Genomic DNA, 12847 nt, shown 5'->3' with positions numbered 1-12847 from the left:
CGGCCCAGGAGGCCTGCCCGAGCAGCGGCGCGCCAGTACCTCCACCCGAGCGGCGCGCTCCGGAAGACGACGCAAGGGGGACGTTGCCGCCCAATTGCTCAGGAGGGGGTTGCATTGGTGGGGTAGTGGGGGATATTGTGGGACGAAATGGGAGAAAAGGGGAACATCCTTTGGGGGCAAGCCCGAGTAGGGCACGACCTCGGGAACCGGGACGGAGCCGACAATGCTCACCGGTGAGCACGATCGCTCGCTGGACGAGAAGGGTCGGCTCTCGTTGCCCCCGGCCTTTCGTTCCGCGCTGGCCGAGGGGGCCTATGTGGCCGTCTACAAGCGATGCCTCGGCATCTGGACCGCCGACGAGGCCCGCAGCTCGCTGGAGCGGTTGGAGGCGGCCGTGCGCAACGGTGAGGCCACCGGCGACGAGTTGCGGCGGTTCTCGGCCAGCCTCGAGCCCGCGCCGGTCGACGCCCAGGGCCGCCTCAGCCTGCCGTCGTCCAAGCGGGAAGCGCTGGGACTGCACAAGAGCGTGGTCCTGGTGGGCGTGTTCAACCGCGGCGAGGTGTGGGATGCCGACGAGTGGCAGTCGCTGCACGCCGAGCACGGCGATGTCGACGTGGACCGCTGGCTGTGATGCGGTCCGATGAGACGAAACAGGGACACCGGTCCCGAGCGAAGGGAGTACCGACCAACAACGGGGCACGAACAAACAACTGAGCGCTCATGGGCAGTCCTCCGTCTGACGAAGATGGAAGGCCCCTACTCCGCCCGCTTGCCATTTGACACAACCGGGGAGAAATCCCGGAGTGCGATCGCCAGGCGGAGGACTGCCGATGAGCGCCATTTTGGTCGCCCGACCGCCTCGGGCGCAAAAGCTCATCTCGCAACCACCGGCCCGATGAGCCGCTGAGGAGGTGCATGAACATGACCGGCGGGCCGCCAACGGCGAGCGACAGCCGATTTCTGCATCACCCGGTCATGGTGGCCGAAGTGGTGGACCACCTGGCCACCATCCCTTCGGGGGTGTTCCTGGACGCCACCGTGGGCGGGGGAGGCCACGCCCGGGCCCTGCTGAACGCCCGCCCCGATCTCGCGCTGATCGGCCTCGACCGTGACCCCTCCGCGGTCGAGGCCGCCCGCGCCGCCCTGGTCGACCGGGACGCCACCATCTGCCAGGCCCGTTTCGGCCAACTGGCCGACGTGCTGGACGCCCAGGGCGTGTCCCGATTGGCGGGTTCGCTGTTCGACCTCGGCGTCAGCTCCGCGCAACTGGACCGGCCCAACCGGGGGTTCAGCTACCGCCACGACGGCCCGCTGGACATGAGGATGGACCGCGCCCAGCCGACCTCGGCCCACGACGTGGTGAACACCTGGCCGACGGAACGGCTGGCCGGAGTCCTGCGTGCGTTCGGCGACGAGCGCTACGCCCATCGGGTGGCGGCGGCCATCGTCCGGGCCCGGCCGATTGTCGGCACCGCCGCGCTGGCCGACGTGGTTCGAGAGGCCATTCCCGCACCGGCCCGCAGACGGGGAGGCCACCCGGCCAAGCGCACCTTCCAGGCCATCCGCATCGCGGTCAACGACGAGTTGGATCAGATCGAGCCCGCCCTCCACGCCGTCATCGACCGCCTGGTCCCCGAGGGCCGGGGGGTGGTGCTCAGCTACCACAGCGGCGAGGACCGCATCGTCAAGCAGGTGCTCCGCCGCCGGGCCGGCCTCGACGACGAAGCCCGTTTTCGGGGCCTGCCCCGGGCGGCCGGCCAGTCGCCTCCGGCCATAGAACTCATCCCCCGGGGCAGCCGCCGCCCCCGCGCCCAGGAGGTGGCCGACAACCCCCGAGCCTCCAGCGCCCGGTTCCGGGCCTTCGCCAAGCGGGGAACCCAACCGGACGAACACGACAGGGAAGCCGCCTGATGGCCGCCCCGCAGCAACGCCCCCGGCCCGCCCCGTCCCCGCCGCAACCGGCCGAGCAACCCCGCCGACACCTGCGGGCCGCCCCCCGCCCCCGCCGGAGGCTGATGCCCATCCTGGGCTGGGCGGCCGCGGTGACGGTGGTGATCGCCCTGTTCGCCCTGGCCTTGTTCCACGCCGTGATCGTGGATCGCCAGACCACGCTCGACGGTCTGAACGAGCAACTCGACGACGCCCGGGCGGTCAACGATCGGTTGCGGCTCAACGTGGCCCGGGCCGAGGCTCCCGACCGCATCGTGGCTGAAGCCCTGTATCGGCTGGGCATGGTGGAACCGGATCAACGGGTGTACCTGGTGCCGGTGGAGTTGGAGGAGGGTGGCGCCCGGTGAACGCCGCGGGGGGCACCGGCGGAGACCGCCGCCGGGGGCCCGCTGACGCCCGGGGATCCAAGGGGGTCGCCCCACCCCGCCGGGGGGTTGTCGAGTCGGAGCGGGCCAAAGGGGTCCGGTCCCGGCGGCGTCGTGGTTTGGCGATGGCGGTGGTCTTCGCCCTGATGGCGGTGGTGCTGAGCGTTCGGTTGGCCGACCTGCAGTTCTTCAACTCCGACGCCTACGTGGAGTACGGCCAGCAACAGCGCATCCGCACGGTGAAGCTGACCGCCGACCGGGGCCGAATCCTGGATCGCAACGGCAGCGAGCTGGCCGTGTCGGTGCCGCAATGGACGATCTGGGCCGATCCCAGCCACGTGGATGACCCGGCGGCCGCGGCCGCGGCCCTGGCCCCGGTGCTGGACATGGACGAGCAGCGGCTGTTGGCCCTGCTGAGCGAACCCGACCAGCACGCCTACCTGGCCCGGACCGTGCCCGACCGCGTGGCCTGGTCGGTGGCCGACCTCTCCCTGACGGGCGTGTACCGGCTGGAGGAGTCGGCCCGCTTCAATCCGGCGGGTGCTCGCCTGGGCCAATCGGTGGTGGGCACCGTGGACGTGGACCAGCGGGGCATCAGCGGCCTCGAGTACCAATTCGACGAGCTGCTGGGCGGCGTCCCCGGCGAGATGGTGCTGGAGAGCAGCCACGACGGACGCACCATTCCCACCGGCGCCCGTCACATCCGCCCGGCCCAGCCCGGTGCCGACCTGCACCTGACCATCGACCGGTCGCTGCAGTTCGAGGCCGAACGGGCGTTGAAGCGACAGATCGACGAGGTGGATGCGCAGAGCGGCACGGTGGTGATCATGGTTCCGGCCACCGGGGAGATCCTGGCCATGGCCTCGGTGGGTCGAGACGACGAGGGTGAGCCGGTGGCGCTCACCGAGAACCGTGCGGTCACCTGGGCCTATGAGCCCGGATCGGTGATGAAGAGCGTGGCCCTCTCCGGGGTGATCGAGGAGGAGTTGGGGGCGCCCCACCACGTGCGCGAAGTGAATCACTGGATCGAGCTCTACGATCAGGTGTTCACCGACCACACCGAGTACGGCACGGTGCTCTACAGCATGGAGGAAATCCTGGCCCGTTCGTCCAACACCGGCACCGTGGAGTGGGCCCTGGTCCTGGGCTCCACCCGCCTGGCCGCTTACCTGTCCCGCTTCGGACTGGGCTGGACGACGGGGTTGGGGTTCAAGGGGGAGTCGGCGGGATTGGTGCCCCAACTGCTCACCTGGAGCGGCACCGACGTGGCCAGCTTCGCTCTCGGACAGGGCATTCTGGCCACACCCCTGCAGGTGCTGATGGTGTACAACACGCTGGCCAACGACGGCGTGCTGGTGCCCCCCACACTGGTGCGGTCGGCGGTGGACGCCGAAGGCCGGGAGGTCGCCCTGGATCGGGGCGGGCCGGTGCGGGTGGTGTCGGAGCGAACCGCCTCGCAGATGACCGACATGCTGGTCACGGCGGTGCGAGAGGGGACGGGGCGCAACGCCCAGGTCGACGGCTACACCATTGCCGGCAAGACCGGGACCGGCCAGAAGGTGCTGTCCGACGGCAACTACGAGGACAGCGAGGGGTTCAGCCGCTACACGGCAACTTTTGCCGGCTTCTACCCGGCGGAGGATCCCCAACTCTCGATGATCGTGGTGATCGACGAACCGGTGACCAACTTCTACGCCAGCCAGGCCGCCGCCCCCCTGTTCGCCGATCTGGCCAAGTACTCCCTGCAACGCCTGCGCATCGCCCCCCCGGTGGACTTCATCACCGTGCCCCCCAAACTGGGCCCGGCTCCCACCCCCCAGCCGGTTGCCGAACCGACACCGACGGCGGCCACCTCGGAGCCCGCGCCGGACCCGGCGCCGGAGTCCGCGCCGACGGCGACCCCGGAGCCCGCGCCGGAGTCCGCGCCGACGGCGACCCCGGAGCTGGTGCCGGAGTCCGCGCCGGCGGCCACCGCGGAGCTGGTGCCGGAGTCCGCGCCGGCGGCGATTCCTCAGCCGGAAGCCCCGCCACCGGACTCCGAAGCATCCCCACAAGCTGAGGCCGGGCCGTGACCACCCGGTCGATGCCATTGGCCTTGCTGGCCGAGGCCGCCGGTGGGGCCGTTACCCGGTGCGGGGACGCCGCGGTCACCGGGCTGGCCCACGATTCCCGGCGGGTGCAACCCGGTGACCTGTTCTTCTGCGTGCCCGGCGCCCACCACGACGGCCACGACCATGCCCCCGAGGCCCTCCGCCGGGGGGCGGCCGGCCTGGTGGTGCAACGGTCGCTCCCGCTGGAGGGTCCGCAGATCCAGACCCCGTCGGTGCGCCGAGCCATGGGGCCGATCTCCTCGGCGTTCCACGGCCATCCGTCTCAATCCCTCACCGTGGTGGGGGTCACCGGCACCAACGGCAAGACCACGGTGTGCCGCCTGCTGGGATCGGTACTGGCCGCCGCCGGCGTGCGAACCGAGGTGCTGGGCACGCTGTCGGGCACCCGGACCACCCCCGAGTCCCTCGACCTGCAGCAACGGCTGGCCGCCTGGCGCTCGGCGGGGGGCCAGGCGGTGGCCATGGAGGTGTCCAGCCACGCCCTGCACCAACACCGGGTGGACGGCACCCGCTTCGACGTGGCCGTGTTCACCAACCTCTCCCCCGAACACCTCGACTACCACCGCACCACCGAGGAGTACTTCTCGGCCAAGGCCCGGCTGTTCACCCCCTCGCTGTCGGACCGGGCGGTGGTCAACCGGGCCGACGAACACGGCGGGCGGCTGCTGGCCGAACCGGGTATTCCCACCGTGGGATTCGACCCCCGAAGCCACCGGGTGACCCCGGCGCCCGAGGGAACGGCGTTGCGCTGGCGGGGACACGACGTCGCCCTGCCGTTGCGGGGTCGCTTCAACGCGGCCAACGCCCTGGCCGCGGCGGAGGCCGCGTTGGCCTTGGGCGTCGGCGTGGCCGAGGTGGTGGCCGGCCTGCAGGCGGCCGCCCCCGTACCGGGCCGCTTCGAGGTGGTGGCATCCGACCACCCGTTCATGGTGGTGGTGGACTACGCCCACACCCCGCAGGGCCTGGGCGAGGTGCTGGCCGCCGCCCGGGAGCTGGTGACCGGCACCGGGTGCCTGCGGGTGGTGTTCGGTTGCGGCGGCAATCGGGACACGGCCAAGCGGCCGGTGATGGGCCGGGTGGCCGGCCGAGCCGCCGATCAGGTGATCGTCACCTCCGACAACCCCCGCGACGAGGATCCCGAGGCCATCATCGCCGACGTGCTGGCCGGTGTACGCAAGGGCACGGGCACCGTGGCCGCCGAGCCCGATCGGCGGGAGGCCATCGCCCGGTGCCTGGCTGAGGCCGCCGCCGGCGACGTGGTGGTGGTGGCCGGAAAGGGGCACGAGACCGTCCAGGTGGTGGGGGACCGACACCTCCCCTTCGACGACCGGGCCGTGATCGCCGAGATCCTGGGTACCGGGGCCGACGGCGTGCAAGAGAGAGCTGCCGAGGAGGTGGCCGGGTGATCCGTCTTCTGGTGGCTGCCGCCATCGCCGGGTTGATCTCGTTGTTCGGCACCCGCTCCCTGATCAGGTTTCTGCGCAAGCACGCCATCGGGCAACCCATTCGCCAGGACGGGCCCCAAGGTCATGTCAGCAAGGCGGGCACCCCCACTATGGGCGGGGTGGCCATTGTGGTGGGGGCCCTGGCGGGCTACGCCATCAGCGACCTCTACAACGGCATCTTCACCCGCACCGGCCTGATCGTGATGGCCGCCATCGTGGGCGCGGGCATCGTGGGCTTCGTGGACGACTGGCTGAAGGTATCCCGGGAGCGCAACCTGGGGTTGGGCAAGCGAACCAAGATCCTAGGCCTGTTGGTGGTGGCGGTGGGCTACGCCGTGTTGATGATCCACCTGACCGACGTCCGCACCAACCTCTCCTTCACCCGCTACGACTCCCTGGACATCGATCTCGGGCCGTGGGGCTGGGGGCTGTGGGCGGTGTTGCTCATCCTGGGCACCAGCAATGCGGTGAACCTCACCGACGGCCTCGACAGCCTGGCCGCGGGCTCCTCCATGTTCGCCTTCGCCGCCTTCGTGGTGATCGCCTTTTGGGCCTTTCGCAACCAGGACATCTACGGCATCCCCCACGCCCTGGACCTGGCCATCGTGGCCGCGGCCATGGTGGGGGCCGCCGCCGGATTCATGTGGTGGAACGCCGCCCCCGCCCAGATCTTCATGGGCGACACCGGGTCGTTGGCCCTGGGCACCGGCCTGGCCGCGCTGGCCCTGGCCACCAACACCCACCTGCTGTTGCCCATCATCGGCGGGCTGTTCGTGATGGAGACCCTGTCGGTGATCATCCAGGTGTTCAGCTTCCGGGTGTTCGGCACCCGGGTGTTCCGCATGGCCCCCGTCCATCACCATTTCGAGCTGGCCGGTTGGCCGGAAACCACGGTCATCATCCGGCTGTGGATCATGACCGGGTTGGCCACCGCGGTGGCCCTGGGCCTGTTCTACGCCGACTTCGTGTCGATCGGGGGTGCCGATTGAGCGGGGGTCCGGTGCTCTTGGCCGGCTTCGCCGTCACCAATCAGGCGGTGGCCGCGCAACTGCTCGAACGGGGCGGTGCGGTGGTGGCGGCCGACGACGCCCCCGCGCCCGACGCCGTGGCCCGAGCGGTTGCGTTGGGAATCGACCTGGTGGCCGCTCCCGGCGCCGACCGGTGGCGGGCCCTGGTGGCCGACGCCGAGGTGCTGGTACCCACCCCCGGCCTGCCTGAGGCCCATCCGGTGATGCGGGCCGCGGCCGACGCCGGAACCCCGGTCATCTCCGAGTTCGACCTGGCCCAGCGCTGGGACTCCCGCCCCCGGTTGGCGGTCACCGGGACCAACGGCAAGACCACGGTGGTGGAGATGGTGGCCGCCATGATGGAGGCCTCGGGCATCGCCGCCGCGGTGGCGGGCAACACCGACGTACCGTTGGTGGAAGCCGTTCGCGACCCGACCCCGGCAACTTTTGTGGTGGAGGCCTCCTCGTTCCGGTTGGGGCACAGCCGGTGCTTTCGCCCCGAGGTGGGGGCGTGGCTGAACTTCGCCCCCGACCATCTGGACGTCCACGCCTCGCTGGAGCGCTACCGGCAGGCCAAGGCCTCGCTGTGGCACCGGGTGGACGACGACAGCATCTCGGTGGTGAACGGGGGCGACCCGGTGGTCGCCGCCGCCGCCCCCGCCTGCGGCCGGGTGGTGACCTTCGGGCTCCGCCACGGTGACTTCCGGGTGAGCGGCGGCGCGCTGTGGGCCGAATCGGAGAAGCTGATCGACACCGCCGAGCTACGGCGGTCGCAGCCCCATGAGCTGGCCAACGCCCTGGCCGCTACCGCGGTGGCCATGGCCGGCGGGGCTCATGTGGAGGGCGTGCGGGATGCGCTGGTGGCCTGGACGGGGTTGCCCCACCGGGTGGCCCTGGTGGGTGAGCGCGACGGGGTCCGCTTCTACGACGATTCCAAGGCCACCACCCCTCATGCCGTGTGTGCCGCCGTGCGGTCGGTGGGCCCGGCGGTGCTCATCGCCGGAGGTCGCAACAAGGGCATCGACCTGGGCCCGATGGTCGAGGTGGTCGACGCGGTGCGCTCGGTGGTGGCCATCGGGGAGGCCGCCCCCGAGGTGCGCCGAGTGTTCGCCGGTCGCTGCCCGGTGGCGGAGGCCTCGTCCATGGCCGACGCCGTGCGGATGGCCGCCGACGCGGCCCGGCCCGGTGACGCGGTGTTGCTGTCGCCGGGGTGTGCGTCGTTCGACTGGTACGGCTCCTACGCCGAGCGGGGCGACCACTTCACCCAGCAGGTGCACGAGCTGATCGGAGGATCGCCATGACCACCGTCGCGCCCCACCTCGGCAGGCGAACCTGGCCGGCGGCGCTGGTGGCCGCCCTGCGGGCCGCGCCGGTGGGCCAGGCCACCATCCCCTTCTACCTGTTGTTCGGACTGATCGTGACCCTCAACGCCGTCGGCCTGGTGATGGTGCTGTCGGTGTCGTCGGTCACCAGCCTGTACGTGGGCCAATCCACCTGGTTCACCTTCCAGCGCCAACTGGTGTGGAGCATGGGCGGGTTGGTGGCACTGCTGGTGATGATGCGAGTGAACTACCGGCAGTGGCAGCGGTGCGCCAACGGCCTGGTGGTGCTCACCATGGTGCTGTTGGTTGCGGTGCTGATTCCGGGGATCGGCACCACGGCCAACGGGGCCACCCGGTGGATCTACTTCGGGCCCCTCAGCTTCCAACCCTCGGAGTTGGCCAAGCTGGCCATGGCCCTGTTCGCCGCGAGCTGGCTGGCCGACCGGGTGGGGGACAAAGCGGGGGCCGAGCGCGACACCCGCACCACCATCCGACCGGTGCTGGTGGTGTGCAGCCTCATGGCCGGGTTCATCCTGCTCCAACCCAACCTGGGGACGGCGGTGATCATCGTGATGGTGGCCTTCGCCGCCTTGTTCATGGCCGGGGTGCCGCTTTTGCCGCTCACCGGCTGGTCGCTGCTCAGCGGGGGGGCGGCGGCGTTGGCCGCCTGGGGGTCGGGCTATCGCCGCGACCGGGTGGTGTCGATGCTCGATCCCTGGTCCGATCCGTTGGATTCCGGCTGGCAGACCATCCAGTCCCGGGTGGGCATCGCCTCGGGCGGGGCCTCGGGGGTGGGGCTGGGGGAGAGCCGGATCAAATGGGGGTTCCTGCCCGAGGCCCAAACCGACTTCGTGTTCGCCGTTTTGGCCGAAGAAATGGGTTGGATGGGGGCGATGTTCGTCATCTGCCTGTTCGCCGGGTTCGTCTTCTGTGGGATCTGGGTCGCCCTGAACGCCCCCGACCGCTTCGGCCAGGTGCTGGCCGCGGCCATCACGGTGTGGGTGGGGGCGCAGGCCTTCGTGAACATCGCCGCGGTGGTGGGGGTCCTGCCCATCACCGGGGTGCCCCTGCCGTTCCTGTCGGTGGGAGGTTCGGCGTTGCTGTCCGCCATGGTGGCCACCGGCGTGCTGCTCAACATCGCCCGCCAGATCCGGGTCGAGCCGTGAGCCCTCCCGAACCGTCGGCATCGGTGTGGGCGGTGATCGCCGGCGGGGGCACGGCGGGCCACGTCAACCCCGGGCTGGCCGTGGCCCAGGCTTTGGTGCGGAGCGGCCATCGGCCCGAGGAAATCCACTTCGTGGGGTCGGATCGGGGGGTGGAGCACACGCTGGTACCGGCCGCCGGATTCGAGCTGACCACGCTGCCGGGCCGGGGCTTGCAGCGCCGACTCACCTGGCAGAACGTTCCGTCGGCCTGGGGAATGGCCCAAGCGGTGGCCCAGGCCGGTCGACTGTTGCGCCGACTACAACCGTCGGTGGTGCTGGGGGTGGGGGGCTACGCCAGCGTGCCCTGCGCGCTGGCCGCTCGACGGCTCGGCATCCCGGTGGTGGTGGCCGAACAGAACGCCGCTCCTGGCATGGCCAACCGCCTGTCGGGGCGATGGGCCCGGGCCTGCGCGGTCTCGTTTCCCGACACAAAACTGCCCCGGGCGGTGGTGACCGGCAACCCGGTACGCGACGAGGTCCAGGCCATCGATCGGGCGAGCCACCGGGCGGCCGCCCGCGCCGCCCTGGGGGTGGACGACCACCGGCGCCTGGTGGCGGTGGTCAGCGGCTCGCTGGGAGCGGCCCGAGTCAACCGGGCCGCCTTCGAGGCCGCCCGCTACTGGGCCGACCGGGACGACCTGGCCGTCCACCACGTGGTGGGCCGCCGGGACTGGCGGGAGCTGGCCGACCTCCGTCCCGACCTGGCCGGCGCCCCGCTGCAGTATCGGGCGGTGGAGTACGAGCACGACATGGGGCGGGTGTACGCCGCGGCCGACCTGATGGTAGGACGGGCCGGGGCCACCAGCGTGGCCGAGCTGGCCGTGGTCGCCCTGCCGTCGGTTCTGGTGCCGCTGCCGTCGGCCCCCGGTGATCACCAAACGGCCAACGCCGCTCGACTGGCCCGAGCCGGGGGAGCGGTGCTGGTGCCCGACGCCGACATGGACGGGGCCCGCCTGGTTGCCGAGGTGGATGCCCTGATGGGGGAGTCCGGCCGCCTGGAGGCCATGGGGCAACGGGCCGGCCAACTCGGTCGCCGTGATGCCGACCGGGCCGTGGCCGAACTCCTGGAGGAACACGCGGGCGTTCCCCGAATCCGCCGACGGCGGCGGCGAGAATAGCCACCATGGTGGAATTGCGCCCGACCGCTCGGGTCCACATCGTTGGCGTGGGGGGCGCAGGCATGTCGGCCATCGCCGTGGTGTTGGCCGACATGGGCTGTGCGGTCACCGGCAGCGACGCGGTCGACTCCCCGGTGCTCGACCGGTTGCGGGACCACGGGGTGCAGGTGGGCGTGGGCCACGACGGGTCGCGGGTTGCCGGAGCCGACCTGGTTGCCCGGTCCACGGCCATCGGCGACGACAACCCCGAAGTGGTGGCCGCCCGACGAGCGGGCATCCCCGTGCATCGTCGGGCCGAGATCCTGTCGGCCATCACCTCCATGCGGACCACGGTGGCGGTGGCCGGCACCCACGGCAAGACCACCACGTCGGCCATGCTGTCGCACATCTTGACTGCCGTCGGCGCCGACCCCGGCTTTGTGGTGGGGGCGCTGATGGCCGACGGCAACATCGGCGCCCGGTGGTCCGACGGCCCCTGGTTCGTGGTGGAGGCCGACGAGAGCGACGGTACCTTCGGGGAGCTGACGGTAGACCGGGCGCTGGTCACCAGCGTGGAACCCGACCACCTGCGCACCGACCGCTCGGCCGAGCAGTTGGCCGACGAGTTCGCCCGGTTCTGTGCCGGGGCCACCGGGGGGCTGGTGGTGTGCGCCGACGACGATGGTGCGCTGGTGGCCTCACAGGGTTGCGAGCGGGTGCTCTACGGCACCGGCCCGCAGGCCGACTACCGCTGGCGGTTCCGGCGGCGGGATCGCCATTCGGTGGAGGGCGAGGTGATCGGCCGCGGACGGTCGTGGGGCCGGGCCACGGTACCGATGCCGGGGGATCACAACGCCGTCAACGCCCTGGGGGCGCTGGCCATGGCCTGCGAGCTGGGGGTGGTCGGGCCCGACGCGGTGGCCGCACTGGCCGGATTCGGGGGCGTGGCCCGGCGGTTCGAGTACCGGGGGGAGGCCGGGGGCGTGGCCTTTGTCGACGACTACGCCCACCTGCCCACCGAGGTGGCCTGTGCGCTCCAGGCGGCCGCCGAGGGGGGATGGGACCGGGTGGTGTGCGCGTTCCAACCCCACCGCTTCACCCGCACGCTCCATGTGGGGTCGGCCTTCGGGGAGTGTTTCGAAGGGGCCGACGTGGTGATCATCACCGACATCTACTCCGCCGGTGAACCGGAGATCCCCGGGGTGTCCGGCGAGTTGATCTGGCGCACGGTGACCGAGGCCCACCCCGAGTGGGACGTGTCCTACGTGGCCGCACTCGACGACGCCGCCGACCGGTTGGCGGAGGTGCTGCGCCCCGGTGACCTGTGCTTGACCCTGGGGGCGGGCGACCTCACCGACGTGCCCGACCAGGTGATGGCCGCCCTGCGCCCTCGACGATGACCGCCTCCCGCTGGGACCGGGTGGCCGCCGAGCTGGCCGCGGCCCTCGGGCCGGCCGCTGTTCGCCGGGAGCGGCCCATTGGCCCCGACACCACTTACCGGGTGGGGGGCGCCGCCCGGGTGGGGGTGACCCTTTCGGCCGGTGATGACGCGGCGGCGGTGGCCGAGGTGGCGGCGGCCCACGGTACCGACATCCTGGTGGTGGGCCGGGGCTCCAACCTGTTGGTGGCCGACGCCGGCTTCGACGGGGTGGCCGTGTGGCTGGGCCCGGCTTTCCAGTGGATCCGAATCGACGGCACCCGCCTGAGCGCCGGAGCGGCCGCCGGTCTGCCGGTGCTGGCCCGCCGCAGCGCGGCCGCCGGGCTCACCGGCTTCGAGTGGGCGGTGGGGGTGCCTGGTTCGCTGGGCGGGGCGGTGCGCATGAACGCCGGGGGCCACGGGTCGGACATGGCGGCCACCCTGATTCGCGCCGAGGTGGCCGACCTGCGCCAGGGCCGTCTCGAAAAGTGGAATCGGGAGCAACTGGGGTTGGGGTACCGGCGCTCGGCGCTGGCCGACCATCACCTGGTGGTGAGCGCCGACATCGGCCTGGCCGCCGGGGACGCGGCGGCCTCCGAGGCGCTGATCGCCGAGATCGTGGCCTGGCGGCGCGAGCACCAACCGGGGGGGCTCAACGCGGGCTCGGTGTTCACGAATCCCGACGGCGACAGCGCGGGCCGCCTGATCGATGCGGCCGGGCTCAAGGGGCTTCGGGTGGGAACGGCGTCGGTTTCCGACAAACACGCCAACTTCTTCATCGCCGATCGGGGCGGTTCGGCCGACGACGTCCACGAGCTGATGGCCCGGGTCTTCGTCCGGGTCCGGGACGCCTTCGACGTCGCCCTGGTTCCCGAGACCCGCCTGGTGGGCTTCGGGCCCGGCCCGTGGCAAGGGGGGGCCACCTAAC

At 71.6% G+C, this 12847-nt stretch carries 11 protein-coding genes; all 11 read left to right on the top strand.

Annotated elements, in window-relative coordinates:
- Window positions 1-223 precede the first annotated feature (223 nt).
- The 11 genes from ACOQPQ_RS04650 to murB all read left to right on the top strand — a co-directional run bounded on the left by ACOQPQ_RS04650 (window position 224) and on the right by murB (window position 12846).
- A complete protein-coding gene (locus tag ACOQPQ_RS04650; protein ID WP_420638280.1) occupies window positions 224-631 on the top strand; it encodes a division/cell wall cluster transcriptional repressor MraZ in 408 nt (135 codons plus the stop codon).
- Window positions 632-921: 290 nt separating this feature from the next.
- Window positions 922-1911 carry a 16S rRNA (cytosine(1402)-N(4))-methyltransferase RsmH gene (gene rsmH / locus ACOQPQ_RS04645; protein WP_420638279.1) on the top strand — a complete coding sequence of 330 codons (990 nt, stop codon included), beginning with the start codon at window positions 922-924 and terminating at the stop codon, window positions 1909-1911.
- Window positions 1911-2297 (top strand): hypothetical protein, encoded by a 387-nt coding sequence (locus ACOQPQ_RS04640; protein ID WP_420638278.1) that lies wholly within the window; start codon window positions 1911-1913, stop codon window positions 2295-2297. The genes rsmH and ACOQPQ_RS04640 overlap by 1 nt, the downstream gene beginning before the upstream one ends.
- Window positions 2294-4387: a penicillin-binding transpeptidase domain-containing protein gene (locus ACOQPQ_RS04635; RefSeq protein WP_420638277.1), complete on the top strand. Its 2094-nt coding sequence runs from the start codon at window positions 2294-2296 to the stop codon at window positions 4385-4387. The genes ACOQPQ_RS04640 and ACOQPQ_RS04635 overlap by 4 nt, the downstream gene beginning before the upstream one ends.
- A gap of 11 nt (window positions 4388-4398) precedes the next feature.
- Window positions 4399-5832 carry a UDP-N-acetylmuramoyl-L-alanyl-D-glutamate--2,6-diaminopimelate ligase gene (locus ACOQPQ_RS04630; RefSeq protein WP_420638276.1) on the top strand — a complete coding sequence of 478 codons (1434 nt, stop codon included), beginning with the start codon at window positions 4399-4401 and terminating at the stop codon, window positions 5830-5832.
- Window positions 5829-6860 carry a phospho-N-acetylmuramoyl-pentapeptide-transferase gene (gene mraY, locus ACOQPQ_RS04625; protein ID WP_420638275.1) on the top strand — a complete coding sequence of 344 codons (1032 nt, stop codon included), beginning with the start codon at window positions 5829-5831 and terminating at the stop codon, window positions 6858-6860. Before ACOQPQ_RS04630 ends, mraY begins: the two co-directional genes overlap by 4 nt.
- A complete protein-coding gene (murD, locus tag ACOQPQ_RS04620; RefSeq protein WP_420638274.1) occupies window positions 6857-8179 on the top strand; it encodes a UDP-N-acetylmuramoyl-L-alanine--D-glutamate ligase in 1323 nt (440 codons plus the stop codon). The genes mraY and murD overlap by 4 nt, the downstream gene beginning before the upstream one ends.
- A complete protein-coding gene (gene ftsW / locus ACOQPQ_RS04615) occupies window positions 8176-9366 on the top strand; it encodes a putative lipid II flippase FtsW (protein ID WP_420638273.1) in 1191 nt (396 codons plus the stop codon). Before murD ends, ftsW begins: the two co-directional genes overlap by 4 nt.
- Window positions 9363-10523 carry an undecaprenyldiphospho-muramoylpentapeptide beta-N-acetylglucosaminyltransferase gene (gene murG, locus ACOQPQ_RS04610; RefSeq protein WP_420638272.1) on the top strand — a complete coding sequence of 387 codons (1161 nt, stop codon included), beginning with the start codon at window positions 9363-9365 and terminating at the stop codon, window positions 10521-10523. Before ftsW ends, murG begins: the two co-directional genes overlap by 4 nt.
- Window positions 10524-10528: 5 nt before the next feature.
- On the top strand, window positions 10529-11902 hold the full coding sequence (gene murC, locus ACOQPQ_RS04605) for a UDP-N-acetylmuramate--L-alanine ligase (protein WP_420638271.1): 1374 nt from the start codon (window positions 10529-10531) through the stop codon (window positions 11900-11902).
- Window positions 11899-12846: a UDP-N-acetylmuramate dehydrogenase gene (gene murB / locus ACOQPQ_RS04600; RefSeq protein WP_420638270.1), complete on the top strand. Its 948-nt coding sequence runs from the start codon at window positions 11899-11901 to the stop codon at window positions 12844-12846. Before murC ends, murB begins: the two co-directional genes overlap by 4 nt.
- The last annotated feature ends 1 nt before the right edge of the window (window position 12847 follow it).

It is taken from the genome of Candidatus Poriferisocius sp. (assembly GCF_965219775.1).
Classification (GTDB): Bacteria; Actinomycetota; Acidimicrobiia; order Acidimicrobiales; family Bin134; genus Poriferisocius.
The sequence above is the reverse complement of the archived record's forward strand: the minus strand, read 5'-3'. Positions and strand labels throughout refer to the sequence as shown.

Coding starts and splice junctions, on each gene's coding strand:
- ACOQPQ_RS04640 (WP_420638278.1), top strand. CDS start 1,911: ATGGCCGCCCCGCAGCAACGCCCCCGGCCCGCCCCGTCCCCGCCGCAA.
- murB (WP_420638270.1), top strand. CDS start 11,899: ATGACCGCCTCCCGCTGGGACCGGGTGGCCGCCGAGCTGGCCGCGGCC.
- ACOQPQ_RS04650 (WP_420638280.1), top strand. CDS start 224: ATGCTCACCGGTGAGCACGATCGCTCGCTGGACGAGAAGGGTCGGCTC.
- murC (WP_420638271.1), top strand. CDS start 10,529: ATGGTGGAATTGCGCCCGACCGCTCGGGTCCACATCGTTGGCGTGGGG.
- rsmH (WP_420638279.1), top strand. CDS start 922: ATGACCGGCGGGCCGCCAACGGCGAGCGACAGCCGATTTCTGCATCAC.
- ftsW (WP_420638273.1), top strand. CDS start 8,176: ATGACCACCGTCGCGCCCCACCTCGGCAGGCGAACCTGGCCGGCGGCG.
- ACOQPQ_RS04630 (WP_420638276.1), top strand. CDS start 4,399: ATGCCATTGGCCTTGCTGGCCGAGGCCGCCGGTGGGGCCGTTACCCGG.